Origin of the sequence: Amycolatopsis sp. NBC_01307 (assembly GCF_035975215.1) — a bacterium.
Classification (GTDB): domain Bacteria; phylum Actinomycetota; class Actinomycetes; order Mycobacteriales; family Pseudonocardiaceae; genus Amycolatopsis.
Window position 1 is genome coordinate 225,769 of record NZ_CP108403.1, and the last position, 25,280, is coordinate 251,048.

Consider the following 25,280-nt stretch of genomic DNA (forward strand, 5'->3'; position numbering starts at 1 on the left):
GAGCTGTGTCGAACATCCTCGCGTCCGCCGGTCTGTACCGGCTGCCGGCCGGGCTCGGCGACGAAGCCGTCCGCGTCCAAGCCACCGAAGCGGGCGCGAGCGTGTGGTTCCAGCGCGTCCCCCTGGCCTCGGCCGACGCGGACCCGTGGCGCGAGCGGGAGCTGTGCCGCGGGATCGCCGGCAGGCCCCGGTTCGTGGTGCTGTCCTATGTGGACGGCGTGCGCGAGCTGGTCGTGACCACGCCCGCTGTCGAACCGCAGCTCGCGAGCGCGCTGCCGGACGTCACGGCCGTCCGGGATCCGCTGACGCACCTGACGGGGCCGTCGAAGCCGTCCACTGTGGACTTGGGCCCGGCCGGTGCCGACGACGTGATCGCCGCGCTCGGCCTCGTGTTCAGCCGCTACGCGCGTGCCGCGACGCTGGCCATCGGCGTGCCCGGCGGCGCCACGCTCATCACCGTCGACGAGGACCAGCCGGTGGCGGTGTTCCGCAAGCACGCGGCCACCTCACCGGCCGGGTCCACGCGTGCCGTACCCGCCGTCGGCGTCGCAGTCGAGGAAACGCCGGCGCCGCACCGGATCCGTTCGGTGCCGGGCACGCCGTACCCGCTGACCGTCGAGGTCACCGGCGGGCGCGCGACGGCCTGGTTCGCCGCGGACGCCGTCGCGCCGTGGGCCGCCGCGCAGCTCGGGCGGCAGCTCACCGCCGTGCTCGCGGAGCTGCGCAGCGGGGACCAGGATCGGCCGCTCGCCGACATCGCTTTCGAAGCCGTCGCCTCGCCGCCGCCGGCGACCGTCGGGCACCCGCGCACGATCACGGACGTCTTCGCCGAGCAGGTCGCGCGCCGCGGTGACGCGCCCGCCGTGTCCGGCGAGGACGGCCGGTTCGGCTACGCGGAACTGGCCGCGCGGGCCGGGCGGTTCGCCGCCGGGCTGCGGGACCGCGGGATCCGGCCCGGCGACCGCGTCGGGATCGTGCACGAGCGCGGCGCCGACCTGGTCGCGCTGCTGCTCGGCGTGCTCCGGGCGGGCGCGGTGTACGTCCCGCTCGACCCGGCCTACCCCGACGGCCGGCTGACCTACATCGCCGACGACGCCGGGCTCGCGCTGGTCGTCACCGACGACGCCGCGGCGGCCCGCCTGCCCGGCCGGCCCGCGGTGACCGCGGCGGACCTGCCCGCCGACGGCGAGGGGCCGGCCGACTTGGCCGGCCCCGACGACCCGGCCTACGTCATCTACACCTCCGGCTCGACCGGGCGGCCCAAGGGCGTCGTCGTCCCGCACCGCAACGTCGTGGACCTGGTCACGGGCACCGCGCCCGGGTTCGGGCTGGGCGCCACCGACGTCTGGACGTGGTTCCACTCCGTGGCGTTCGACTTCTCCGTCTGGGAGATCTGGGGCTGCCTGCTCACCGGCGGCCGGCTGGTCGTCGTGCCCGAGTGGACGCGGCGCTCGCCGGACGAGTTCGCCGCGCTGCTGCGGGACGAGCGCGTCACCGTCCTCAACCAGACGCCGTCGAGCTTCGCGCAGGTGACCGAGACGCAGCTGCGGCACTTCGACGACCTCCCGCTGCGGCTGGTCGTCTTCGGCGGCGAGCCCCTCGACGCCTTCGCGCTGCTGCCGTGGTTCGACCGGTACCCGGAGACGCGCTGCCGGCTGGTGAACATGTTCGGCATCACCGAAACCACGGTGCACGTCACCGCGCAGACCGTCACCCGCGCGGCCGCGCTGGCCGGGTCGCGCTCGGTCGGGCACGCCATCCCCGGCTGGGCGATCGAGGTCGTCGACGCGCGCCACCGGCCGCTGCCCCCGGGCGTGCCGGGTGAGATCGCCGTCGGCGGCGCCGGGCTGGCCCATGGCTACCTGGGCCGGGAAGACCTGACGGCCGAACGGTTCGTCACCGGCAGCGGACGTAGGCGTTACCTCAGCGGCGACCTCGGCCGCCTGCTGCCGGACGGGCGTCTGGAGCACCTCGGCCGCCTCGACAGCCAGGTCAAGCTGCGCGGCTACCGGATCGAGCTGGACGAGATCCGCAAGGTCCTGCTGGCCGAAGCCGGCGTCGTCGCGGCCGCGGTCGTGCTCGCCGCCCCGGGCACGGCCGAGGCCCGTCTCGACGCCTACGTCGTCCTCACCGACGGCACCCCGGCGGGCCTGCGGACCCGGGCGGCCGCCCTGCTGCCCGAGTACATGGTCCCCTCGACGTTCACCGCCGTGCCCGCGCTTCCCTTGACGGTCAACGGAAAGCTCGACGAAGCGGCGCTGCCCGCCCCCGTCCTGGGCGGCATCCCGGCCGCGGCGCCGGCCGAAGACGGAGACGTCGTGCTGCGCGCGTGGCGGGCGGTGCTCGGGGCCGCGATCGGCCCCGACGACCACTTCTTCGACTCCGGCGGCAACTCCCTGCTCGCCGCGAAGACCCTGGCCGCGCTGCGGGACGCCGGTCTGAAGGTCGGCATCCGTGACCTCTACGGCCACCCCACTCCGCGCCGTCTCGCCGCCCACCTCGCCGAGAAGTCCGAAGAGCCCGAAGAGAAGGAAGCCCAGCCGTGACCACACCGCACCCGCAGCCCGACCTCACCGACCTGGTCCGCCGGACCTGGGTCCGCGTGCTGGGCCACGACCGGTTCACCGACGACGACTTCTACTTCTCGGTCGGCGGCAACTCGCTGGGCGCGACGAGGGTCATGGCGGCGCTCGGCCGCGAGGTCGGCACCCGGCTGCCCGTCCGGATGCTCTTCGACCACCAGACGGTGTCGACGCTGGTCGCCGCGCTGGCCGCCCGGCTGGAGGCGAACGCGGCATGAAGGGGCTGAGCCGGATCGCCGCGTTGCCGCGGGCCGCGCGCTGGCTGATCGCCACCAACGGGATCAGCGCGCTCGGCGCGGGCATGGTGATGCCGTTCCTCTGGATCTACCTCACCGAGGTCCGGCACCTGCCCACCTGGGTGCCCGCCGCGACGCTCGCCATCCAGGCGTTCGCCGCGGTGTTCGGCGGCCTGGCCTACGGCGCGCTGCTCGACCGGCTGCCCTACAACGTCGTCGTGCCGCTGGCCAACGTCAACGCCGGCGTCGGCACACTCCTGTTCGCCTTCGCCGGGCAGGCCTGGGTCGCCGTCGCCGCCGCGGTGGTGTTCGGCTTCGGCATCAGCGGCGTCGGCACCGCCGTGCGCGCGGCGTACGGCGCGACCACGAGCACCGACCAGCGCGAAACCGCGTACTCGGCGGACTACGGCGTGCTGAACGTCGCGATGGGGATCGGCGTGATCCTCGGCGGGGTGTTCGCCGCGCTGGCGTTCCTCAGCCCGGTCGGCCGGTACTTCCTGATGTACTCCATCGACGCGGCGACGTTCTTCGTGATGGCCGTCGCGACCGTGAAGGTGCTGCCGAACCGCGCGCACCAAGCCGAACGCAAGTTGGCCGGCGCCGTCCGCGGCACCTACCGGGCCGTCCTGCGCTCGCCGAGCCTGCTGGCGCTGCTGGCCGTGCTGCTGCTGTCCGCGCTGGTGTCCTTCGGCCAGTTCCGCGCCGGCCTCCCGGGTTACCTGACCCAGACCGGCGCCATCACCGCGAGCGGGCTGTCGTTCGCCTTCGCCGTCAACATCATCCTCTGCGCGGTCGTGCAGTTCGCCGTGATGCCGCACCTCGAGCGGTTCTCCCGGACGCTGCTGGTCGGCGCCAGCGGCGTGATGTTCGCGGCCTGCTGGGTGTTCGTGCTGCTGGCCGGGCGCCACGACGGCACGACGGCGCTGGTGCTGGCCACGGTCGCGGTGATCCTGCTGTCCATCGGCGAGTCCCTGGTCGTCCCGCTGCTGACGACGTTGCTGAACAACGCGGTCAGCGAAGACCTGCGCGGCCGGGCGAACGCCCTGTTCTCGATCACGCTGTCCACCAGCGCCGTGATCGGCCCGGCGCTGGCCGGCGCGCTGCTGTCGTTCGGGACCGGGGCCGTGTTCGTCGTCGTGATGATCGTGCTCAGCGCCGTCGCGACGCTGCTGGTGCTGACCTTGCGCCGGACGCTGCCCGCGCAGCAGGCGGCACCCGCGCCCGAGACCGTCGACGAAATGGAGAGCGCCGCATGAGCCGGACACAGGGATCCGACGCGATCGCGATCGTCGGGGTGGGCTGCCGCTACGCCGGGGCCGCGAGCGCCACGCAGTTCTGGAACAACCTGCGCGCCGGGCGCGACCGCTTCACCCGCGGCGCGCCCGTGCCGCCGGGGGACGGCCCGCGCGACATCGCCGCGTGGGGCTTCATCCCCGACCGCGACCTCTACGACGCCGGCCTGGTCGGCTACACGAGCGAGACGGCCGAGCGCGACCCGCAGCACGGCATGCTCTACGAGGCGATGTGGGCCGCGGCCGAGGACGCCGGTGTGCGGCTCTCGGACATCGGCGACACGACCGCCGTCTACGCCGGGGTGGCGCGCACCAAGCACGTCGAGCGGGGCAGTTTCGAGTCCACTGTGGACCGTGACGCCACGTTCGCGGGCCCGCACTTCTCCTACTTCCACGACCTGCGCGCCGAAAGCATCATGGTGGACGCCTCGTGCGCGACCGGGCTCGTCGTGGTGCACCTGGCCTGCCAGAGCCTGCGCCTCGGCGCCAGCGACTACGCGTTCGCGGGCGGCGTCGCCGTGATGGACACCGACGGCACCTACGGGTACACCCCGAACGGCATCTACTCGAGCGAAGGCGTCTGCCGGCCGTTCGACCGCGCGTCCACCGGCACCGTCCCCGGCGACGGCGTCGGCGCGGTGCTGCTGCGCCGGCTCGAGGACGCGCTGGCCGACGGCGACCCGATCCACGCCGTGATCCGCTCGACCGCCGTCGACAACGACGGCAAGCAGAAGGCCGGCTTCACGATCCCCGGCGTCGAAGGCAAGATCCGTGTGGTCGACCAGGCCCTGGCGGGCGCGGGGGTGACCGGCGCGGACCTCGGGTACGTCGAGGCGCACGGCGTCGGCATCCCGGTGAACGACCAGATCGAGGCCACCGCGCTCACCGAGGCGCTCGGGTCCGCCGGGCAGCCCCTGGCCGTCGGGTCGGTCAAGGCCAGCATCGGGCACACCGACACCGCCGCCGGGCTGGCCGCGCTGATCAAGACGGCGTTCGCCGTGGAGCACGGGTTCCTGCCCGCCACCCCGAACACCACCGAGGCGATCGAGGAGCTGACCGCGGGCGGCGACCGCTTCTCGATCCTGCCCGAGGGCCGGGACTGGGCGACCGCCGGGCCGCGCCGCGCCGGGGTCATGTCGGCCGGGATCGGGGGCACCAACGCGTTCGCGGTCGTCGAGCAGGTCCCGTGCTGACGTCGGACCGCCGCCGGGCCGGGACGCTCTGCGTGACCGGGGCCGCCTGGCACACCTCGCTCGGCGCCGGCCTGGACGAGGTGTGGTCCGGCCTGCTCGCCGGGCGGTCCGGCCTGCGGGTGGTGCCCGGCGCGAACGTGCTGCGCAGCTTCGTCGCCGGCCTGCTGCCGGGCTCCCCGGCGCCGGGGAGCCCGCGGGAGCGGCACGTCGAGCTCGCCACGGCCACGGCCGAAGCCGCGTTGCGCGACGCCGGGCTGCGCGCCGAGGCCGCCGACCCGGTCCTGGTCCTCGGCACCAGCCTGGGACCGCACATCGACGACGCGGACCCCGGGTCGCTGCACGACTGGGTCGCCGAGGCCGGCAAGCGGCTGGGGCTGAGCCGGCCGCCGGTGTCGCTGTCCACGGCGTGCTCGTCGGGCTCCGACGCGATCGCCGTCGCGGGCGACCTGCTGGAGGCCGGGTACGCCGACGTCGTCGTCGCCGGGGGCGTCGACCTGCTGACCAAGGGCAAGCGGCTCGGGCATTCGCTGCTCGGCACGCTGTCCCCCTCGACGCACCGCGCGTTCGACGCCGACCGGTCCGGGATGCTGCCCGGCGACGGCGCGGGCTGCGTCGTGCTCGAACGGCTGGAGTCCGCGCGGCGCCGCGGCGCCCGCCCGCTCGGGTTCCTGCGCGGCTGGGGTTCCACCAACGACGCGGCCGGCATGACCGCGCCGAAACCGGACGGCGAGGCCGCCGCGCGGGCCGTCCGCCGGTCCGTCGAAGCCGCCGGGCTGAGCCTGGCCGACGTCGCCGTGGTCAACGCCCACGGCACCGCGACGGTCCTGAACGACGAGGCCGAGGCCACCTGCCTGTCCGGGCTGTTCGGCGACCTGCCGCGGCCGCCGGTGGTGTTCGCGACGAAGGGCGCGCTGGGGCACTCGCTGGGCGCGACCGGCGTCGTCGAGGCCATCACGCTGCTGCTGGCCCTGCGCGACCAGACTGTTCCGCCCGTCCTCGGCCTCACCCGGCCGATGCCGGAGCTGCGGCTGCCGGTCGCCCGGGACGTCCCGCACGCGGTCGAGGGCGACTTCGGGATCAGCCTGACCCTCGGGTTCGGCGGGTTCAACACCTGCGTGCTGTTCGAACGGGGGGACGACGCCGATGCCTGAGCCGATCGCCACCGGGACCCGCGCCCCGGACGCGCCCCGGCCACCGGGGGCGCGGGTCCGCTACGCCGACCCGGCCGCCTGGCTGGTGTGCGACCTCGTGGGCCAGGTCCTGCGGGACTGGCCCGGCGAGCACGAGCCCGTCGGCGTCCTCGGCGTGAGCGAGTACGCCACCGGCGACACGCTGCGCCGCGTCGCCGCCGAAGTCGTCAAGCAGGTGGTCTCGCCGTTGCGGTTCGTCGCGGCCAGCCCCGGCACCCTCATCGGCCTGAGCTGCCTGCAGTTCGGCCTGCACGGGCCGAGCCTGCTGCTCACGATGCCGCCGGTCGACGGCGTGCCCGTCGCGCGGGTGCTCGCCGGCCGGTGGCTGACCGGCGCGGCGCCCGCGGTGCTGCTCGTGACGCACGAGGTCGACCGGTCGGGCACCCACCGCGGCACCTGCGAACTCCTGGAGGCGGCGTGAACACCGGCGTCACGGCGCGCGAGGTCGAAGACCTGCTCGCCCGCACGACCTGGCCGGGCGCCACCGGCGCCTGCGCCGGGGTGGGCGAGCTCGCGGACCGGTTCACCGCGGCCGGGTTCGCCCCCGGCTCGGTCGTGCTGGTCGCGCTGCCCAACGGCAGCCGGCTGATCCGGGTGTTCTTCGCGCTGGTCCTCGCCGGCCTGGTGCCGACGCTGCTCGCGGCGTCGACCCCGGCGTCCCGGCTGCGCGCGACCGCCCGGCGGCTCGGCGCCACGGCCCTCGTCCGCCCGGGCACCGAGACCGACCAGGTGACGGTCACCCGCCTGGACGACGGGCCGGTCCGGACGCACCGGCCGGGCCAGGCGATCCTGCTGACCTCCGGCACGTCCGGGATGGCCACCGGCTGCCTGCACGACATCACGGCGCTGCGGCGCAACGCCGCGCGCCACGCCCGCAGCATCGGGCTCGGACCGGCCGACCGGATGCTGGTCACGCTGCCGATGCACTACTCGTACGCGCTCGTCGCGCAGGTGCTGGCCGGGCTCGTCACGGGCGCGTCGCTGGTCGTCACCGGCCCGCCGTTCACCCCGGCCGGCTACCGCGACGTCGTGGCGGCCCACGACGTCACCGTGTCCGCGCTGACCCCGCTGCTCGTCGCCGACCTGCAGGCCGACGGCGGCCGGCTGCCCCGCGGCCTGCGCGCGCTCGGCGTCGGCGGCCACGCGCTCGACCCGGCCCGCACCGGCCGGCTCCTGGCCGCGAACCCGGACCTGGAGCTGTACCTGACCTACGGGCTCACCGAGGCCGGGCCGCGGGTGTCGACGCTGGCCGCGCACCGCGAGCCGCCGGCCCGGTACGCCTCGGCCGGGACGCCGATCGACGGCGTCCGGCTGGGCCTGCGCGACGCGGGCCGCGGCCCGGCCGAGCAGGAGGTGCTGGTCACGGCGGACACGGTGTACCGGGCCAAGGTCGGCGTCGAAGGCGGGGTGTCGCGCGGCAAGCTCGTCGCGGCGGACACGATCGCCACCGGCGACGTCGGCCGCCTCGACGACGACGGCTACCTGTGGCTGACCGGGCGGATCTCCGACTTCGCGATCGTGCGCGGCGACAAGGTCTCGCTGTCCTCGGTCCGCAAGGCGGCGGAGTCGCTGGACGGCGTCCTGCGCGCGATCGTCACGTCGCCCGCCGACGAGCACGCCGGCGCGCTGACTCTCGCGCTCTACGTCGACGAGACCCGGGAGCTGTCCGAAAAGGACGTCCGGCGGACGCTGTACCCGTTGCTGACGCCCAACGAGCGCCCCGGCGAGCTGACCGTGCACCCGGTCACGGCCGGCAGCCTGCACAAGTAGGGGAGGGACCCGTGGAACTGCTCTGCGTGCCGGGCGCCGGCGGCTCGGCCCGGGCCTTCCGCCCGTGGGTCGAGGCGCTCGCCCCGGACGTCACGGTCCGCCCGCTCAACCTGCGCGGCCGCGACACCCCGGTGTCGACCCTCGTCGAGACGGCCGCCCGGCTCGCCGAGCGCATCCCGCGCGACGGCCGCTACGCACTGGCCGGGCACAGCATGGGCGGCCTGATCGCCTACGAGATGGCCCGTCTGGCCTGTGCCACGGAAGCCTGGCCGCGTCCCGAGTTCGTCGTCGTCGCCGGTGCCCGGCCGCCGCACCTGAGTTCGGCCGGCGAGTTCGCCCGGCTCGTCGCGATCGCGGACGACGACGAGTTCCTCGACGCGCTCGCCACCGCCGGGTTCGTCGAGCCCGGCGCGCGGCAGTCGCCGATGCGCGCGCTGTTCGTGCCGACCCTGCGCGCGGACCTGCGCCTGGTGGCGGAGTACCGGCCGGAGCCGGGCGAGCCGCTGCCGGTCGACCTGCTGGCCTGGCACGGCGCCGACGACCTGTCCGCCCCGGCGGCCGCGGTGGGCGGCTGGGCCCGCTACACCGCCGCGCGGTTCCGCACGGCCGCCTTCCCCGGCGGCCACCACTTCCCGTTCCATCGGCCGGCCGAGGTGGCCGCGCTGCTGCGGGCGCACGTGAGCGTCCACTGAGGACGATTGACCGAAGGAGAAACCCATGTCGGCCACGATCGACCACACCGCCGGCCTGTTCGCAGGCTGGACCCCGCCGCGGGACCTGCCGTTCCACTGGCACATCTACGACGTCGGCAGCGCGCTGCCCGCCGGCTGGATCGACGAGCTGCTCGACGTCGCGCGCCGGCAGGCGGCCCGCCGCAGCTTCCGCCCGACGATGACCACCGCGCGCGAGACCGCCGACGCCGTCATCCCGCTGGAGTCCGTCGACGGCGCGGTGCTCGTCGAGCAGGCGCCGTGGGTGAACGAGCTGTACACGGGCTGGTTCCGGCAGCTGGGGGAGCGCCTCGCCGACGAGCCCCTCGAACTGACGAGCACGGCCAACCGCGCGCTGAGCCTCAACGTGCAGCGCGGCATCACCATGCGCTACCCGTGCCACGTGGACAGCAACCCGGTGGAGGGCCTGCTGTACCTGACCGACTGCACCGAGGAGACCGGCGGCGGCCTGGTCGTCTCCCGCAACCGCCACGCCCGCGACGTGTCCGAAGTGGACGCGGACGCGGCCGTCATCTACCCGCGCCGCGGCCAGCTGTTCTTCTTCGACGCGCGCTTCCACCCGCACTACGTCCAGCCGTTGCGGACCGACGACACCCTGCGCGCGGTCGTCACGATGAACTACTACACCCGCTCGATCCCCGAAGCCGTCCGCCCGGCGGGCTTGGACGAGCAGCTGTTCGGCGCCGGCGCCCGATGACCCTGCTGGTGCTCTCCGGGGCCGACGTCCGCGCGTCGTTCCCGCCGAAGGAGGGCCTCGCCCCGATGCGCGAGGCCCTCAAGGCCCTCTCCCGCGGCGACGCGCACCAGCCGCTGCGGCCGGTAGTAGCCCCGGAGGGCGCGGCGGGCCTCCTGGCGATGATGCCGGCGTACACCGGCACGGACGGCTACGGCGTCAAGATCGTCTGCCTGTTCGAGGGCAACACAGCCCGCGGCCTGGACGCCCACCAGGGCGCGATGGTGCTGTTCAGCGGCGAGACAGGAGAGGCCCTCGCACTGCTGAACGCCTCGGTCCTGACGGAACTGCGCACCCCGGCGACAACGGCGGTGGCCACGGAGACCCTGGCCCGCCCGGACGCGACGGACGTGACGATCTTCGGCATCGGCGTCCAGGGAGCGGCCCACATCCGCACGTTGGCGGCGGTGCGCCCCCTGCGCCGGGTCCAGGTGGTGACCCGCTCGGACGCGCGAGCCGTATGCGCTGCCCTGTCGGCGGAACTGGACCTACCGGTGGTCGTCGCCTCCTCCCCGGAAGACGCCGTCCGGACGGCGGACATCGTGATCACGGCGACGAACGCGGTCTCACCGTTATTACGGCACTCGTGGTTGAGCCCAGGCACCCACGTGAACGCGATCGGCTCCTGCGTCCCCCACACGCGCGAACTGGACACCGCGACGATGGCGTCATCCCGGGTCTTCGTGGATTCCGTGGAGTCGGCAACGCACGAAGCAGGCGACTACGTACTCGCGGCCCGCGAGGGAGCAACGGTGGATCTGACACCCCTGGGCGACATCCTGCTGGACCGGGCACCCGGCCGCGAGTCGGAGGAGCAGATCACGGTGTTCGAGTCGGTGGGCCTGGCCATCCAGGACCTCGCGGCGGCGAGGTTCGTGTACGCCCGCGCAAAGGAGACGGGAGCAGGCACCCGCGTCGAGTACTGACCGTCCGGCGCAGCGCCACGGCCGCGAAAAGGCCGCGCACTACGGCGTGCGCATGAGCCACACTCGGACGATGCACGACGAAGACCCCTTGGCGGAACCACTGCGGAAGTCGGCCTCGGGAGCCGACCGCGCAATGACCCTTGCCCTGGTGGCAGCGGCCTACGCCGACGGCGATCCCCATCCGCAGCTGGTCGGCATCGCCACGTCGGCGCTCGCGGCCGGCACCGACCGCGAGGCCGTCCTCCGCGCCTGCGGCGCGGCGCGGCTGGAGATCCGGACCACGGCGGGCCGCGCGCGGGACTACGACGACCCGGCTGAAGACCACGTGCTGGACCTGATGGACCGGCTCACCGGATGGTGTCACCCCGACCACCGGATCTGACCGGTGGCCGCAGGGCCGGCGGGTGGTGTCGCGCGAACCGGGCGGGTCCCCGGGTACCGTGCCGAGCGTGGCCCAGGTGTTCATCCAGCCGTCCTACGGCACCCCGGAAGCCCGCCGGTACGGGGCGGAAACCCTGGAGCGGTCCGTCTCCATCGGCGAGTACGCCGAGCTGCTGGACCCGGCCGACCTCGCCCGCCTGAACGCACTGCACCCAGGCGGGCACGCCCGGTTCTGGGGCGCGAAGGACAAGTACGACCGCCGGATGGACACCGTCACCACCGGCGACGTCGTGCTGTTCACCGGCGGCAAGCACGTGCGCGCCACCGCCGAGGTGGGACACGGTTTCCGGAACCCCGCCTTCGCGCGGCGGCTCTGGCGCCCCGGCCCCGGCAAGTGCTTGTGGAGCAACGTCTACAGCCTGCGCCACTACCGGCCCGTCGAGCTGCCGTACGAGGCGATCTGGGCACTGCCCGGCTTCACGCCCGGCGACAACTTCATGGGCCTGCGCTTCCTCGACGAACCGAAGTCGGCCGCGGTGATCGGCCTGCTCGGCCCGTAGAGCCGGGGCGGGAAGCCCGGGCGGCCACCCCACCCGAACCCGGGGTTACCCTGGTCAGCGATGACCGAGACACAGGCACCCAGGGCGTACCAGATCCGCACCTTCGGCTGCCAGATGAACGTCCACGACTCCGAGCGCCTCGCCGGGCAGCTCGAAGAGGCCGGCTACGTGCCCGTCGACAGCGGGGCCAAGCCCGACCTCATCGTGTTCAACACCTGTGCCGTCCGGGAGAACGCGGACAACAAGCTCTACGGCACCCTCGGGCACCTGCGGCCCGACAAGACCGCCAACCCGGACCTGCAGATCGCCGTCGGCGGGTGCCTGGCGCAGAAGGACCGCGGGGAGATCGTCAAGCGGGCTCCCTGGGTGGACGTCGTGTTCGGGACGCACAACATCGGGTCGCTGCCGGTGCTGCTGGAGCGGGCGCGGCACAACGCCGAGGCCCAGGTCGAGATCCTCGAATCCCTCGAGACCTTCCCGTCGACGCTGCCCGCGCGCCGCGAATCGTCCTACGCGAGCTGGGTGTCCGTTTCGGTCGGCTGCAACAACACCTGCACCTTCTGCATCGTGCCCGCCCTGCGCGGCAAGGAACGCGACCGGCGGCCCGGCGAGATCCTCGCCGAGGTCGAGGCGCTCGTCGCCGAGGGCGTGCTCGAAGTCACGCTGCTCGGCCAGAACGTGAACTCCTACGGCGTCGAGTTCGGTGACCGGCTGGCGTTCGGCAAGCTGCTGCGCGCGACCGGCGCCATCGACGGCCTGGAGCGCGTCCGGTTCACCTCGCCGCACCCGGCCGCGTTCACCTCCGACGTCATCGACGCGATGGCCGAGACGCCGAACGTCTGCCACCAGCTGCACATGCCGCTGCAGTCCGGGTCCGACCGGGTGCTGCGCGAGATGAAGCGGTCCTACCGCTCCGCGCGCTACCTGAAGATCCTCGACGAGGTCCGCGCGGCGATGCCCGACGCGGCGATCACCACCGACATCATCGTCGGCTTCCCCGGCGAGACCGAGGAGGACTTCCAGGCGACCCTGGACGTCGTCGCGCAGGCCCGCTTCTCCAGCGCGTTCACCTTCCAGTACTCGAAGCGCCCCGGCACGCCGGCCGCGACGATGGCGGGCCAGCTGCCCAAGGAGGTCGTCCAGGAACGCTACGAGCGCCTGGTCGAGCTGCAGAACGCGATCTCCTGGGACGAGAACAAGAAGATCGTCGGCCGCCGCGTCGAGCTGCTCGTCGCCGACGGCGAGGGCCGCAAGGACGCCGAGACGCACCGGATGAGCGGCCGCGGCCGTGACGGCCGGCTGGTGCACTTCGCGCCGACCGGACCGGCGGTCGATCGCGGCGTGCGGCCCGGCGACGTCGTCGAGACGGTCATCACCTACGGCGCGCCGCACCACATGGTCGCCGACGGGGACCTGGTCTCGCACCGGCGGACGCGTGCGGGCGACAACGCCGAGGCGGGGCTGCGGCCCAAGACCAACGGCGTCACGCTGGGCCTGCCGGGCTTCGGTGCCCCGGTGGTCCGGCCCGAACCGGTGAGCGGGTGTGCGTTGTGACCGAATCCCAGAAGTCCGGCGAGCTGGACGAGCTGGCCGCCGAGATCGACGAGGTCGGGCAGCAGGCGTCCCGCACGGTCGAGCTCGGCCGGCGCGGGTTCACCATCGCGGTGTTCACGTTCGTGCTGCTCGGCTGCCTGCTGCTGCCCTGGGTCGGCGACCACGCCGGCTGGCAGGTGCTGGCCGGCGAGGGCGGCGGCATCCCGCAGCTGTTCGCCGCGACGTCGACCGCCGTCGGCGTCCTCGCGTCCGCGCTCGCGCTGGTGACGCGCCGCTGGTGGCTGGCCTGGGTCTGCGCCGCCGGCGGCTGGTTCGCCTCGGTCGACGGCCTCCTGGCCATCTGGTCCCAGCAGTCGTCCCACGCCCCCGGCGCCGCCGGTGGCGGACCCGGCGCCGGCCTGATCATCGCCTGGATCGCGATGATCTGCCTCGCCGTCCAGTGGATGCGCACGGCCTTCTCCCGCTCGTAAACACCCGAAAGCCGTGAAGGCCTCCTTACCGGCCATAAGAGCCGGTAAGGAGGCCTTCACGGCACTTCCAGGGACGACTCAGCGGTCGGCGATGGCCGCCTCCGCGGCCTGCAGCCACTCGCGCCACTGTGCGGCCTGGTCGTCGGCCTTCTTGGCGCGACGCTCGTCGCCCGCCGCGCGCGCCTTCTCGGCCTGGCTCTCGAACTGCTCGACGCGCTCGCGGAACTGCGCGGCCCGGGCCTGCGCCTCCGGGTCCGTCCGGCGCCAGCGGGAGTCCTCGGCCGACTTCACCGAGTCCTGGACCGCCTTCAGCCGGCCGTCCAGCTCGCGGATGCGCTCGCGCGGGACCTTCCCGATCTCGTCCCACTGCTCCTGGATCTTGCGCAGCGCGTTCTTCGCCGCTTCGAGGTTCGAGCCGGCGTCGATCTTCTCGGCCTCGACCAGCAGCTCTTCCTTGCGGGACGCGTTCGTCGAGAACTCGGCGTCGCGCTCGGAGAACACCGTGGACCGGCGGGCGAAGAACTTGTCCTGCGCGGCGCGGAAGCGCTGCCACAGGGCCTCGTCGCTGTCCTTCGGGGCCCGGCCGGCGGCCTTCCACTCGGTCATCAGGTCCTTGTAGCGGCCCGCGGTGTCGCCCCAGTCGTCGGACTCGCTGATGGCCTCGGCCTCGGCGATGAGCTCTTCCTTGCGCGTCTTGGCCGAGGCGCGCTGCTTGTCCAGCTCGGCGAAGTGGGAGCCACGACGCCGGTTGAAGCCCTCGCGGGCCTTGGAGAACCGCTTCCACAGCTCGTCGTCGGTCTTGCGGTCGACGCCCTTGACCGTCTTCCACTCGTCCAGGATCGTGCGCAGCCGGTCGCCGGCCGCCTTCCACTGGGTGGAGTCGGCGGCGATCTTCTCGGCCTCCTCCGCCAGCTCCTGCTTGCGGGTGACGGCCGCGGCGCGGGCTTCCTCACGTTCCTGCTTGGCGCTGGCCAGGGCCTTCTCGGCGTGCCCGATGACGTACTCCAGGCGCGCGCCCAGTGCGGCCAGGTCACCGACCAGGGCGGACTCGGCCAGCCCGTCGCGCAGCTGCGTGGCGCTCGACAGCGCGTGCTTCGGGTCGCCGGCGCCCGACACCAGGCGCGTCTCCAGCAGCTCGACCTCGGTCCGCACGTCGTCGAAGCGGCGGGCGAAGTGCACCAGGCCCTCGTCGGGGCTGCCTGCCTGCCAGACGCCGACGGCGCGTTCGCCTTCGGCGGTGGTGACGTAGACCGTGCCCTCTTCGTCGACCCGGCCCCAGGTGGACGGGGTGGGCTCGGCGGGCGGCACGGGCGGTGCGGCGTGCCCGGTGTGCAGCGCGTGCGGCACCGGGTGCGGGGCCGGGGTACCGGTGGAAGTGTTCTCCTGGGCCATCGCAGGCTCCTTATCGCCTGTACGCCCGCTGGCGCGGGCGCCCCGCCGGTGCGGCGGGGCCGGGTAATGCGGTCGTCACGGGCCGTGCTCGGATGCTACGGCCCCCACGCGGCATTCAAGCAGCTCAGCGCGCACCGTGGTACCGGATGAGCTACTCGAAGCTCGTGATCCTACTTCCGGTGGACGCTCCGTGTCGGGACGCCGGTATCGTCAGCCGCCGTGACCAGCCCCGCCGCCCCGCTCCCGATCCGCCCGGTCGCGGTGGTCGGGCCGACGGCCACCGGCAAGACGGCGCTGGCCGTGGAGCTGGCGCTGAAGCTCGGCGGGGAGGTCGTCAACGCCGACGCGCTGCAGCTCTACCGCGGCATGGACATCGGCACCGCGAAAGCCACTGAGCAGGAACGTCGTGGTGTTCCGCACCACCTGCTCGACGTGCTGGACGTGACCGAGACGGCGTCCGTCGCGGCCTACCAGCGCGACGCCCGCGCCGCGGTCGAACGGCTCCTGGCCGCGGGCCGGGTGCCGGTGCTGACCGGCGGGTCCGGGCTCTACGTCCAGGCGGTGCTCGACGACCTGCGCTTCCCGGGCACCGACCCGGCCGTGCGCGCGCGCCTCGACGCGGAGGCGGCCGAACTGGGCACGCCGACCCTCTACACCCGGTTGGGTGAACGCGATCCGGTCGCCGCGGCCGCGATCCTGCCGACCAACACCCGCCGGATCGTGCGCGCGCTGGAAGTCATCGAGATCACCGGGGAGCCGTTCTCCGCGAACCTGCCGAAGCCGGGGCCGGCCCGCTACGGCACGGTCGTGATCGGTGTCGACCGCGCGCCCGAGGAGCTCGACGAGCGCGTGAACGAGCGCGTCCGCCTGATGTTCGAGGCCGGCCTCGTCGACGAGGTCCGCGAGTTGCTGGCGCGCGGCCTGCGCGACGGGAAGACGGCGTCGCGCGCGCTCGGCTACCAGCAGGTGATCACCGAGCTGGACGGCGAGGGCGACTTCGCGGCCGCCGCCGCGGCGACGGCGCAGGCCACCCGGCGCTTCGTCCGGAAGCAACGTTCCTGGTTCCGGCGCGACCAGCGGATCCACTGGTTCGACGGCGCCGAAGCCGGGTTGGCCGCACGCGTCCTGGATACCCTGGCCCGGTAACCTTGCCCCATGGGCGGAATCGAGTTCCTCAAGGGGCACGGCACGCAGAACGACTTCGTGCTGCTCCCCGACGCGGCGGGCCGCCTCGAGCTGACCGAGGCCCGGATCGCCGCGCTGTGCGACCGCCACCGCGGCCTCGGGGCCGACGGCGTGCTCCGCATCGTCCGGGCCGACGCGCTCGAAATCGCCTCCGAGGGCGAGTGGTTCATGGACTACCGCAACGCGGACGGCTCGATCGCGGAGATGTGCGGCAACGGCGTGCGCGTCTTCGCCCGCTACCTCGTGGATGCCGGGCTCGTGACCGAGGGCGAGTTCGTCGTCGGCACCCGCGCGGGCGAGCGCCCGGTGGTGGTGCACCCGGACCGCACGGTGACCGTCGGGATGGGCCCGGCGACGATCACCGGCACGTCGGTCACCGTGGTCGCGGGCCGGCCGTTCTCCGGCGTGGCCGTCGACGTCGGCAACCCGCACCTGGTCACGGTGCTCGACGACACCGACGTCCGGGACCTGGACCTGCGTGACCAGCCCGACTTCGACCACGACGTCTTCCCGAACGGCGTGAACCTCGAGTTCGTCAACCGCCTCGGCGAGGGCGCGCTGCGGATGCGCGTGCACGAGCGCGGGGTGGGGGAGACGCGCGCCTGCGGCACGGGCACGGTCGCCGCGGTGGCCGCGGCCTTCCACCTGGCGGGCACCGACACCGGAGCATCCACAGTGGACATCCCGGGCGGCCGGGTGGACGTGACGGTGTCCCGCGGCGCGTCGACGCTGTCGGGCCCGGCGGAGATCGTGGCCCGCGGCGAGATCGACGACGCCTGGTGGGCCGCCGCCGGTTCCTGACGGCGGCGATCTGCCGCGCCGGGAGGCGGAAACAGGCATCCGTGACAAACGCCCGGACGTGAACGACCTCGGGTCCGCAATCAGGACTTCGTCGTATTCGTGTGAGGGTAGGTGCCCGGGCAACGCTGTGGACCGCGGCATCCGGCCCAGGCGGCATCAACAAGCGCCGGCGGGGTATCCCGGTGGTGGCTCGCAACGCGCCTTCTCGCGAGTTGAGCCAAGAGGCGGATACGCGAACCAGTGGGCCGCCGCCGGTTCCTGACGGCGGCCCCCGGCGTCAGCCGACGGTCACGTCCAGCGCCAGCTCACCGTCGCGGGTCGTGACGTCGGCGATCGCGCCCGCCAGCCGGATGTCCGGCTCGATGCGCGCGAACCGCTCCAGCACGTCGGCCGGCCCAGTCACCGTCAGGGTTTCCACCGCCGTGCGCATCGAGACCTTCGCGTCCGTCTTCGCCCGGCGCACCGCCGCGATCACCTCGCCCGCCAGCGTCAGCAGGGCGGGATCACCGTCGACAGCCGCAGCGACCGGCCACGGCGACCGGTGCACCGAGCCCGGCTGCCACCACGACCACACCTCTTCGGCCGCGAACGGCAGGAACGGCGCCAGCAGCCGCAGCACCGCCGACAACGCCGTCACCAGCGACGCTTGGGCCGACGTGGCTCCCGAGGCGCCGCTGTCGCCGTACGCGCGGCCCTTCACCAGCTCGACGTAGTCGTCGCAGAACGTCCAGAAGAACGTCTCGGTCACCTGCAGCGCCCGCGCGTAGTCCAGCGCCTCCAACGCCGCCGTCGCCTGCTCCACGACGACAGCCAGCGAAGCCAGCAGGGCCCGGTCGAGCGGTTCGGTGACCGCCGCGGACGGGGACGGCACGCCGAGGCCGAGCACGAACCGGCTGGCGTTGAGCAGCTTCGTCGCCAGGCGCCGGCCGACCTTCATCTGGCCTTCGTCCACCGCCGTGTCGACGCCGGGGCGCGCGCTCGCCGCCCAGTAGCGCACCGCGTCCGAGCCGAACCGCTCCAGCAGGTCCACCGGCGTCGTGACGTTGCCCTTGGACTTCGACATCTTCTTGCGGTCCGGGTCGAGCACCCAGCCGGCGATCGACGCCGCCCGCCACGGCAGCACACCGTGCTCCAGCTCCGCGCGGACCGCCGTCGAGAACAGCCAGGTGCGGATGATCTCGTGCGCCTGCGGCCGCAGGTCCATCGGGAAGACCCGCTCGAACAGGTCGTCGTCGAGGCTCCAGCGGCCGACGATCTGCGGGGTCAGCGACGACGTCGCCCACGTGTCCATCACGTCGGCCTCGGCGACGAATCCACCCGGCACGCCCCGCCGGTCCTCGGTGAAGCCGGGCGGGACGTCGCTGCTCGGGTCCACCGGCAACGCGCCATCGTCGGGCAGGAGACGCGCGTCGTAGTCGGGCTCACCACTCGCGTCGAGCCGGTACCACAACGGGATCGGCACGCCGAAGAACCGCTGGCGGCTGACCAGCCAGTCGCCGGCGAGGTTCGTCACCCACGACGAGTAGCGCACCTTCATGTGCTTCGGCACCCAGGTCAGTTCCTCGCCCCGGGCCAGCATCTTCTCGCGGAACGCCGGGTCGTTGCCGCCGTTGCGCAGGTACCACTGCCGGCTGGCGACGATCTCCAGCGGCTTGTCGCCCTTCTCGTAGAACTTCACCGAGTGCGTGATCGGCCGCGGTTCGCCGCGCAGGGCGCCGGCTTCGCGCAGCAGGCGGACCAGGATCTCGCGTCCCGTGTGGACGGTCTTGCCCACCAGCGGCGCATAGGTCTCCGCGGGCACGCCGTGTGGCGCGTCGGGCAGGAACCGGCCGTCACGGCCGAGCACCACGCGCGTCGCGAGGCGCAGTTCACGCCACCACGTGACGTCCGTGGTGTCGCCGAAGGTGCACACCATCGCGATGCCGCGGCCCTTCTCCGGGTCGGCCAGGTGGTGCGCCACCACGGGCACCTCGACGCCGAACACCGGCGTTCGCACGGTGGTCCCGAAGAGCGGCTTGAAGCGTTCGTCGTCCGGATGCGCCACCAGCGCGACGCACGCGGGCAGCAGCTCGGGCCGGGTCGTCGCGATGACGACGTCGGACCCGTCGGGCGCGGTGAACGCGAGGTCGTGGAACGCGCCGGGGCGTTCGCGGTCCTCCAGCTCGGCCTGGGCGACGGCGGTGCGGAACGTGACGTCCCACAGCGTCGGCGCTTCGGCCTGGTAGGCCTCGCCGCGGGCGAGGTTGCGCAGGAACGCGCGCTGCGAGATCAGCCGCGAGTCGTGCCCGATCGTCTGGTAGGTCATCGTCCAGTCGACGGACAGCCCGAGCTGCCGCCACAGCGCTTCGAAGACCTTTTCGTCGGTCACCGTCAGGGATTCGCACAGCTCGACGAAGTTCCGCCGCGAGATCGAGACGGTGTATTTGCCCGGCTTCTCCGGCGCCTGGAAGTCCGGGTCGTAGGGCAGCGACGGGTCGCAGCGGACGCCGAAGTGGTTCTGCACCCGGCGTTCGGTCGGCAGGCCGTTGTCGTCCCAGCCCATCGGGTAGAAGACCTCGAACCCGCGCATCCGCTTGAACCGCGCGAGGACGTCGGTGTGGGTGTAGGAGAAGACGTGCCCGATGTGCAGCGACCCGCTGACCGTCGGCGGCGGGGTGTCGATCGAGTAGATCTCGGCACGGGTTTTGGTGCGGTCGAACCGATAAGCACCGGTGGACTCCCATACGGGTACCCACTTGGCCTCCAGACCGTCGACACCGACCTTGTCCGGAACCTGTGGGCGCTCGATAGGAGTGTTCATGAAGCAACTCTAGGCGGCGCCGGAACCCGTTTTCGCCGTGGTCGGCAGATCGCGCATGTGCCGCAGCGGTGAGAAGACCACCCACAGCACCGCGGCCACTTCGCCGGCCACGCCCACCCACGTCGCGCCGCGCAGCCCGAGTCCCTCGCCGAGCGCGCCGCCCAGCAGCCCGCCCAGCGGGATCACGCCCCAGACGACGAACCGCACGCTCGCGTTCATCCGGCCGAGCAGCCGGTCCGGGCAGATCGCCTGCCGGTAGGACACCTGCGCGACGTTGTAGACGATGATCCCGAACCCACCGATCGCCGCGCCGAGCCCGGCGAGCCCGAGCCGCCAGTCCGGCCCGGCGAGGGGGAACACGAGGTTGGCCGGCATGGTGAGCAGCGGGACCAGCCAGATCGCCCGGGCCTGGCCGATCCGCCGGGTCACCGCGCCCGAGCAGACCGCGCCGAGGATCCCGCCGGCGCCGCCGACCGCCAGGAGCACGCCGACCGCGGCCGGCGCCAGCCCGACGGTCCGCGTCAGGAACAGCACCTGCACGGCGCTGAACGCGCCGTGGAAGAAGTTCGCCGTCGCCGTGGTCGCGACCATCGCCCGCAACGGCTTGTCGGAGAACACGAACCGCAGCCCTTCGGCGATCTGCGGGAGCAGCCGGGTGTGGCCGCGGGGTTCCGGCTCGGGTTCGCTCGCGCGGATGCGCAGCAGGCACAGCGCCGACGTCAGGTAGCCGAAGCCGGTGATCAGCACGGTGTTCGCGGCGCTGACCAGCTGGACCAGCACGCCCGCGCCGCTCGGCCCGGCGATCTGCGCGACCGACTGGACGGCCTGCAGCTTGGCGTTGCCCTCCAGGAGGTGCTCCCGGCCGACGAGCGCAGGCAGGTACGACTGGTAGGCGATGTCGAAGAACAGCGTCGCGACGCCCACGAGCAGCACGACGACCAGCAGCTGCGCGAGCGTCAGCACCCCGGCCCACCAGGCGAGCGGCACGCTGAGCAGCAGGGCGAACCGCGTGAAGTCGGCCGTGAGCATGACCCGGCGGCGCCGCAGCCGGTCGACCCAAACGCCGGCGGGCAGCCCGATCAGCAGGAACGCGAGTGTTTCGGCCGCGGTGAGCAGGCCCATCTCGAACGGCGTCGCGGCCAGCGTCACGGCCGCGAGCAGCGGGATGGCCGTGTTGCCGACGAACGTGCCGAACTGGCTGGCCGTGTCGCCGGCCCACAGCCGCCGGAAATCGGCGTGGAAGAAGAGTGACCCCCTGGACATGGGCCCGAGTGTGCCGTGAGTGATTGGAAAGTGTCAATCACTGCCGTTCTAGGCTGTGCGGGTGCAGCCTTCGAAACGACGTACCGCGACCGAAGCCGAGGCCGCCGCGCTGGCGTCCGGAATACGGCTGCGCATCATCCGGTTGACCTTCTCGGACGCCCTGACGAACAAGGAGCTCGCCGAACGGCTCGGCCGCGACCCGGCGACCACCCTGCACCACGTGCGGAAGCTCGTCGAAACCGGCTTCCTGGCGGCGCAGCCGCCACGGCGCGGCACCCGGGGCGCCAGGGAAATTCCCTACCTCTCCACCGGACTTTCGTGGACACTCGACTCATGCGGTGATCGGGGCGTTGAAGAGGCGGTGCTCGAGGCCTACCTGGCCGAGATCGCCGAAACCGGGTTCGAGGGCGTGCACCAGTCACGCCTGGTCGTCCAGGTGGCCCCCGAGGAGCGCGAAGAGCTGGACAACCGGCTGAACGCCCTCCTCGAGGAGTTTCGCGCACGACCGCGCCGTCCCGGCGCGGAACGCACCGCGATCTACCTCGCCACCTATCCGAGCAGCTGAAGAGTTCGGTTCCCGCGTCGAAACGTGGGACCATGGAGGCACGATGACAGATCTGACACACACCGAAGACCACGAAGACCCGTACGACGCCGAGCTGTCCACGGGCGAGATGGAGCTCGAGGACCGGGCGTCACTGCGCCGGGTCGCGGGGCTGTCCACCGAGCTCGACGACGTCACCGAAGTCGAGTACCGGCAACTGCGGCTCGAGCGGGTCGTGCTGGTCGGCGTGTGGACCGAGGGCACCGCCCTGCAGTCCGAGGCGTCGCTGGCCGAGCTGGCGCGCCTGGCCGAGACCGCGGGTTCGGAAGTCCTCGAAGGTCTCATCCAGCGGCGGACCAAGCCGGACCCGGCCACCTACATCGGCTCGGGCAAGGTGCGGGAAGTGCGCGACATCGTCGGGTCCACCGGCGCCGACACCGTGATCTGCGACGGCGAGCTCTCGCCGGGCCAGCTGCGGCAGCTCGAGGAGAAGGTGAAGGTCAAGGTCATCGACCGGACCGCGCTGATCCTCGACATCTTCGCCCAGCACGCCCGGTCCAAGGAGGGCAAGGCCCAGGTCGAGCTGGCCCAGCTGCAGTACCTGATCCCGCGGCTTCGCGGGTGGGGTGCGTCGCTGTCCCGGCAGGCCGGTGGCCGGGCCGGTGGCGCGAACGGCGGCGTGGGCCTGCGTGGTCCCGGTGAGACCAAGCTCGAGACCGACCGGCGGCGGATCAACAAGCGCGTGGCGAAGCTGCGCCGCGAGATCGCCGCCATGGACACCATCCGCGAGACCAAGCGCGGCCGCCGGGTGGCCAACGAGGTGCCCAGCGTGGCGATCGTCGGCTACACGAACGCCGGCAAGTCGAGCCTGCTCAACGCGCTGACCGGCGCCGGGGTGCTGGTGGAGGACTCGCTGTTCGCCACCCTCGACCCGACTACGCGGCGCACGCAGACCGCGGACGGGCGCACCTACACGCTGACCGACACCGTCGGGTTCGTGCGGCACCTGCCGCACCAGCTGGTGGACGCGTTCCGCTCGACGCTGGAAGAGGCCGCGGACGCGGACCTGCTGGTGCACGTGGTGGACGGGTCCGACCCGGCGCCCGAGGAGCAGGTCAGCGCCGTGCGCGAGGTGCTCGGCGAGATCACGCGCAAGCGCAAGGAGCCGCTCCCGCCGGAGCTGCTGGTGATCAACAAGACCGACGCGTCCGACGAGGTCACCCTCGCCCGGCTGCGGCACGCCCTGTCCGGCTCGGTGCAGGTCTCGGCGCGGACCGGGGCGGGCATCGAAGCGCTCGTCGACGTGATCGCCGAACGCCTGCCGCGGCCGGAGGTCACCGTCGAGGTGCTGGTGCCCTACGCGCACGGCGAGCTGGTCTCGCGGGCGCACTCGGACGGCGAAGTGCTGGAAGAGGAGCACGTCGAGGAGGGCACGCGCCTGCTGGTGCGGGTCCGCCCGGATTTCGCCGCGGCTTTGCGCGAGTACGAGACCAACTCGACCAGGGCCTGAGACGTCTACATTCCAGTGTGCGGTCGTGGTGATCGCACACTGGAATGTTTTCGGAGGTGGCTGGGTGCGGTTGGCGGTCGCGGTTGCGGCGGGGTTCTTGGCTCTACTGAGCGGACCGGTGCCCGCGTCGGCGGCGGAGACGCCTCAGCCGCTGTGCACGGTGAAGGACTCGCGCCTCGGTGAGCTGTCCGGGCTCGTGTCCGACGGCGACCACCTCTACGCGATCAACGACGGCGGCACCAAGGTCCAGGTGTTCGTGCTCGGCCGGGACTGCAAGGTGCAGAAGGTCCTCACCGACAAGACGGACCCGTTCGACGTCGAGGACCTGGCCCGCACGCCCGACGGGCGGCTCTGGCTGTCCGACACCGGCGACAACCTGAAGGGCCGGCTGACCGTCGCGCTGCTCGAGCTGAGCCCGCAGGGCAAGCTCACGCTGCACCGGCTCACCTACCCCGACGGCCAGCACGACACCGAAGCGCTGATCATGGACAAGGCGGGGACGCCGTACCTGATCACCAAGGACGTCCTCGGCGACGCGAAGGTCTACCGGCCGTCCGGCCCGCTGGCCAGCCCCGGGCCGACCAACCTGGAGAAGGTCGGCTCGGTGAAGATCGAGACCACCGACACGCAGGGTGGCCCGGTCGGGTCCATCGGCTCGGTGCTGGTCACCGGCGGCGCGTCCACGGCCGATGGCACCGTCGTCGCGCTGCGCACCTACACCGACGCCTACCTCTACGCCGCACCCGACGGCGATGTCCTCGCCGCGCTGCAGCGCACCCCGGTCCGGATCCCGTTGCCAGGGGAGAAGCAGGGCGAGGCGATCGCGTTCGATCCCGACGGCACGCTGCTCTCGGGCAGCGAAGGGGTCGGCCAGCCCCTCCGCGCGGTGCGGGGCGCGGCCGCTCTGGCCGCGCAGTCCGGCGCACCGGCGGAGGGCAAAGCCTCGACCGGCACCGGCGCGACGCCCGGTTCGGCGGGGGACGGGGCCGGGCTCCCCATCCTGCCCGCCGCGGGGATCACGCTCGCGGTGGTCGGGATCGGCTGGTTCGGGTTCGGCAAGCTACGCCGCCGAAGTCGCCGCTAGTTCTTACGGGCCGAGCGATCGCGGGCCGAGTCTCACGGGCTTGGCTCCCCACGGCCAAGACCACTCGATCCGGTGAAACTCAACCCCAGCCTCGGCGGTGCGAAACCCTGGCCGACAGACCAGGGCGACCGAGGTGGGGGTCCGGGGGCTCGCCCCCCGGGCGGGGTCTGGGGGTTGCACCCCCGGAAGACACGGGCGGGAAACGCTTGGCGAGCGCTCTCCGCGAGCAGACTCCGCCCGCGTTTCACGCCCCTCGTCACAACCGCCTGAGCACCGCGACGACCTTGCCGAGCACCGTGGCGTCGTCGCCGGGGATCGGCTCGTACGCCTCGTTGTGCGGCATGAGCCAGATGTGGCCGCCCTTGCGCTTGAACGTCTTGACCGTGGCCTCGCCGTCGATCATCGCGGCGACGATCTCGCCGTTGTCCGCGTCCGGCTGCTGCCGGACCACGACCCAGTCGCCGTCGGTGATGGCCGCGTCGATCATCGAGTCGCCGGTGACCTTGAGCAGGAACAGCTCACCCTCGCCGACGATCTCCCGCGGCAGCGGGAAGACGTCTTCGATGGACTGCTCGGCCAGCACCGGGCCACCGGCGGCGATCCGGCCGACCAGCGGCACGTACGCCGCCTTCGGCATGACCGGCTGCTGGTCCATCTCGATGCCCATGGGGTTGTCGTCGGTCGCGGAGAGCACGCCGACCGCGCGCGGCCGGTTCGCGTCCCGGCGCAGGTACCCCTTGCGCTGCAACGCCCGCAGCTGGTGCGAGACCGACGACGTCGACGTCAGGCCCACCGCTTCGCCGATCTCACGGACGCTCGGCGGGTAGCCGAACCGGCTCACCCACGAGCGGATCACGTCGAGGACCTGCTGCTGGCGGACGGTGAGGGCGTCGTCCACGTCGTACACCTCGGGCATGGAGGCCACCTTTCCGGTGCCCCCGGGGGACCCACTGGTCCTGCCCGCCTTGTTCTCCTTCGCCACTGCGTCGCCTCCCAGACGTTCGCTGCACGTATGCGCGCCGGCCGCCGTCCGCTGGGTGCGGGCAGCCTCGCCGGCGGCATCTGCCCGGCAGATGCCCTGGT

23 protein-coding genes are annotated in these 25,280 nt (G+C 73.0%); 19 read left to right on the forward strand and 4 right to left on the reverse strand.

Going from position 1 to position 25,280, the window contains the following annotated elements; translation table 11 throughout:
* Nucleotides 1–5: 5 nt before the first annotated feature.
* The 14 genes from OG439_RS01125 (at nt 6) to OG439_RS01190 (ending at nt 13,618) form a co-directional block, all read left to right on the forward strand.
* A complete protein-coding gene (locus OG439_RS01125) occupies nt 6–2,546 on the forward strand; it encodes a non-ribosomal peptide synthetase (RefSeq protein WP_326947478.1) in 2,541 nt (846 codons plus the stop codon).
* Nucleotides 2,543–2,800 carry an acyl carrier protein gene (locus OG439_RS01130; protein WP_247063063.1) on the forward strand — a complete coding sequence of 86 codons (258 nt, stop codon included), beginning with the start codon at nt 2,543–2,545 and terminating at the stop codon, nt 2,798–2,800. The genes OG439_RS01125 and OG439_RS01130 overlap by 4 nt, the downstream gene beginning before the upstream one ends.
* The gene (locus OG439_RS01135; RefSeq protein WP_326947479.1) at nt 2,797–4,074 is read left to right on the forward strand and encodes an MFS transporter; all 1,278 of its coding nucleotides are present in this window, start codon (nt 2,797–2,799) and stop codon (nt 4,072–4,074) included. The genes OG439_RS01130 and OG439_RS01135 overlap by 4 nt, the downstream gene beginning before the upstream one ends.
* Nucleotides 4,071–5,303, forward strand: a complete 1,233-nt coding sequence (locus OG439_RS01140) for a beta-ketoacyl [acyl carrier protein] synthase domain-containing protein (protein WP_326947480.1) — start codon at nt 4,071–4,073, stop codon at nt 5,301–5,303. The genes OG439_RS01135 and OG439_RS01140 overlap by 4 nt, the downstream gene beginning before the upstream one ends.
* Nucleotides 5,297–6,454 carry a beta-ketoacyl-[acyl-carrier-protein] synthase family protein gene (locus OG439_RS01145; protein WP_326947481.1) on the forward strand — a complete coding sequence of 386 codons (1,158 nt, stop codon included), beginning with the start codon at nt 5,297–5,299 and terminating at the stop codon, nt 6,452–6,454. The genes OG439_RS01140 and OG439_RS01145 overlap by 7 nt, the downstream gene beginning before the upstream one ends.
* Nucleotides 6,447–6,914 (forward strand): hypothetical protein, encoded by a 468-nt coding sequence (locus OG439_RS01150; protein WP_247063069.1) that lies wholly within the window; start codon nt 6,447–6,449, stop codon nt 6,912–6,914. The genes OG439_RS01145 and OG439_RS01150 overlap by 8 nt, the downstream gene beginning before the upstream one ends.
* Nucleotides 6,911–8,263, forward strand: a complete 1,353-nt coding sequence (locus tag OG439_RS01155; protein ID WP_326947482.1) for a class I adenylate-forming enzyme family protein — start codon at nt 6,911–6,913, stop codon at nt 8,261–8,263. Before OG439_RS01150 ends, OG439_RS01155 begins: the two co-directional genes overlap by 4 nt.
* An 11-nt stretch (nt 8,264–8,274) precedes the next feature.
* Entirely contained in the window at nt 8,275–8,955 is a 681-nt protein-coding gene (locus OG439_RS01160; RefSeq protein WP_326947483.1) for a thioesterase II family protein, read from the forward strand.
* A 25-nt stretch (nt 8,956–8,980) separates the two neighbouring features.
* Nucleotides 8,981–9,691, forward strand: coding sequence for a 2OG-Fe(II) oxygenase family protein (locus OG439_RS01165; RefSeq protein ID WP_326947484.1), 711 nt, complete (start codon nt 8,981–8,983; stop codon nt 9,689–9,691).
* Nucleotides 9,688–10,653: an ornithine cyclodeaminase family protein gene (locus OG439_RS01170; RefSeq protein ID WP_326947486.1), complete on the forward strand. Its 966-nt coding sequence runs from the start codon at nt 9,688–9,690 to the stop codon at nt 10,651–10,653. The genes OG439_RS01165 and OG439_RS01170 overlap by 4 nt, the downstream gene beginning before the upstream one ends.
* 133 nt (nt 10,654–10,786) lie before the next feature.
* Nucleotides 10,787–11,035, forward strand: a complete 249-nt coding sequence (locus tag OG439_RS01175; protein WP_326947487.1) for a hypothetical protein — start codon at nt 10,787–10,789, stop codon at nt 11,033–11,035.
* 67 nt (nt 11,036–11,102) lie between these two features.
* Entirely contained in the window at nt 11,103–11,594 is a 492-nt protein-coding gene (locus tag OG439_RS01180; protein WP_326947488.1) for a hypothetical protein, read from the forward strand.
* A gap of 60 nt (nt 11,595–11,654) precedes the next feature.
* Entirely contained in the window at nt 11,655–13,148 is a 1,494-nt protein-coding gene (miaB, locus tag OG439_RS01185) for a tRNA (N6-isopentenyl adenosine(37)-C2)-methylthiotransferase MiaB (RefSeq protein WP_326947491.1), read from the forward strand.
* The gene (locus OG439_RS01190; protein WP_326947492.1) at nt 13,145–13,618 is read left to right on the forward strand and encodes an Rv2732c family membrane protein; all 474 of its coding nucleotides are present in this window, start codon (nt 13,145–13,147) and stop codon (nt 13,616–13,618) included. The genes miaB and OG439_RS01190 overlap by 4 nt, the downstream gene beginning before the upstream one ends.
* A 78-nt stretch (nt 13,619–13,696) precedes the next feature.
* Here the strand turns inward: OG439_RS01190 and OG439_RS01195 are convergent, their stop codons facing one another.
* Nucleotides 13,697–15,010 carry a DUF349 domain-containing protein gene (locus OG439_RS01195; RefSeq protein WP_326947493.1) on the reverse strand — a complete coding sequence of 438 codons (1,314 nt, stop codon included), beginning with the start codon at nt 15,008–15,010 and terminating at the stop codon, nt 13,697–13,699.
* A 246-nt stretch (nt 15,011–15,256) separates the two neighbouring features.
* On the opposite strand from OG439_RS01195, the gene miaA reads away from it, so the two are divergent.
* Both miaA and dapF read left to right on the forward strand, forming a co-directional pair.
* Nucleotides 15,257–16,156: a tRNA (adenosine(37)-N6)-dimethylallyltransferase MiaA gene (gene miaA / locus OG439_RS01200; RefSeq protein ID WP_326951460.1), complete on the forward strand. Its 900-nt coding sequence runs from the start codon at nt 15,257–15,259 to the stop codon at nt 16,154–16,156.
* 9 nt (nt 16,157–16,165) lie between these two features.
* Nucleotides 16,166–16,996 (forward strand): diaminopimelate epimerase, encoded by an 831-nt coding sequence (dapF, locus tag OG439_RS01205; protein WP_326947495.1) that lies wholly within the window; start codon nt 16,166–16,168, stop codon nt 16,994–16,996.
* Between the two features lie 277 nt (nt 16,997–17,273).
* Here the strand turns inward: dapF and valS are convergent, their stop codons facing one another.
* Both valS and OG439_RS01215 read right to left on the reverse strand, forming a co-directional pair.
* On the reverse strand, nt 17,274–19,796 hold the full coding sequence (gene valS, locus OG439_RS01210; protein ID WP_326947496.1) for a valine--tRNA ligase: 2,523 nt from the start codon (nt 19,794–19,796) through the stop codon (nt 17,274–17,276).
* 9 nt (nt 19,797–19,805) lie between these two features.
* Nucleotides 19,806–21,059, reverse strand: coding sequence for an MFS transporter (locus OG439_RS01215; protein ID WP_326947497.1), 1,254 nt, complete (start codon nt 21,057–21,059; stop codon nt 19,806–19,808).
* Between the two features lie 61 nt (nt 21,060–21,120).
* On the opposite strand from OG439_RS01215, the gene OG439_RS01220 reads away from it, so the two are divergent.
* The 3 genes from OG439_RS01220 (at nt 21,121) to OG439_RS01230 (ending at nt 24,197) form a co-directional block, all read left to right on the forward strand.
* Nucleotides 21,121–21,624, forward strand: coding sequence for an ArsR/SmtB family transcription factor (locus tag OG439_RS01220; protein WP_326947499.1), 504 nt, complete (start codon nt 21,121–21,123; stop codon nt 21,622–21,624).
* 43 nt (nt 21,625–21,667) lie between these two features.
* Nucleotides 21,668–23,113 (forward strand): GTPase HflX, encoded by a 1,446-nt coding sequence (hflX, locus tag OG439_RS01225; protein ID WP_326947500.1) that lies wholly within the window; start codon nt 21,668–21,670, stop codon nt 23,111–23,113.
* Between the two features lie 64 nt (nt 23,114–23,177).
* Nucleotides 23,178–24,197: a hypothetical protein gene (locus OG439_RS01230; RefSeq protein ID WP_442792275.1), complete on the forward strand. Its 1,020-nt coding sequence runs from the start codon at nt 23,178–23,180 to the stop codon at nt 24,195–24,197.
* A 256-nt stretch (nt 24,198–24,453) separates the two neighbouring features.
* On the opposite strand, the gene lexA is transcribed toward OG439_RS01230, so the two are convergent.
* Complete coding sequence (gene lexA, locus OG439_RS01235) at nt 24,454–25,113, reverse strand: transcriptional repressor LexA (protein WP_247063137.1); 660 nt, start codon at nt 25,111–25,113, stop codon at nt 24,454–24,456.
* Between the last annotated feature and the right edge of the window lie 167 nt (nt 25,114–25,280).

Bases quoted from the DNA above. Each gene is read 5' to 3' on its own strand.
- OG439_RS01195 (WP_326947493.1), bottom strand. From the start codon at position 15,010: ATGGCCCAGGAGAACACTTCCACCGGTACCCCGGCCCCGCACCCGGTG.
- OG439_RS01165 (WP_326947484.1), top strand. From the start codon at position 8,981: ATGTCGGCCACGATCGACCACACCGCCGGCCTGTTCGCAGGCTGGACC.
- OG439_RS01135 (WP_326947479.1), top strand. From the start codon at position 2,797: ATGAAGGGGCTGAGCCGGATCGCCGCGTTGCCGCGGGCCGCGCGCTGG.
- hflX (WP_326947500.1), top strand. From the start codon at position 21,668: ATGACAGATCTGACACACACCGAAGACCACGAAGACCCGTACGACGCC.
- OG439_RS01170 (WP_326947486.1), top strand. From the start codon at position 9,688: ATGACCCTGCTGGTGCTCTCCGGGGCCGACGTCCGCGCGTCGTTCCCG.
- miaB (WP_326947491.1), top strand. From the start codon at position 11,655: ATGACCGAGACACAGGCACCCAGGGCGTACCAGATCCGCACCTTCGGC.
- OG439_RS01215 (WP_326947497.1), bottom strand. From the start codon at position 21,059: ATGTCCAGGGGGTCACTCTTCTTCCACGCCGATTTCCGGCGGCTGTGG.
- lexA (WP_247063137.1), bottom strand. From the start codon at position 25,113: ATGCCCGAGGTGTACGACGTGGACGACGCCCTCACCGTCCGCCAGCAG.
- valS (WP_326947496.1), bottom strand. From the start codon at position 19,796: ATGAACACTCCTATCGAGCGCCCACAGGTTCCGGACAAGGTCGGTGTC.
- OG439_RS01140 (WP_326947480.1), top strand. From the start codon at position 4,071: ATGAGCCGGACACAGGGATCCGACGCGATCGCGATCGTCGGGGTGGGC.
- dapF (WP_326947495.1), top strand. From the start codon at position 16,166: ATGGGCGGAATCGAGTTCCTCAAGGGGCACGGCACGCAGAACGACTTC.
- OG439_RS01175 (WP_326947487.1), top strand. From the start codon at position 10,787: ATGACCCTTGCCCTGGTGGCAGCGGCCTACGCCGACGGCGATCCCCAT.
- OG439_RS01150 (WP_247063069.1), top strand. From the start codon at position 6,447: ATGCCTGAGCCGATCGCCACCGGGACCCGCGCCCCGGACGCGCCCCGG.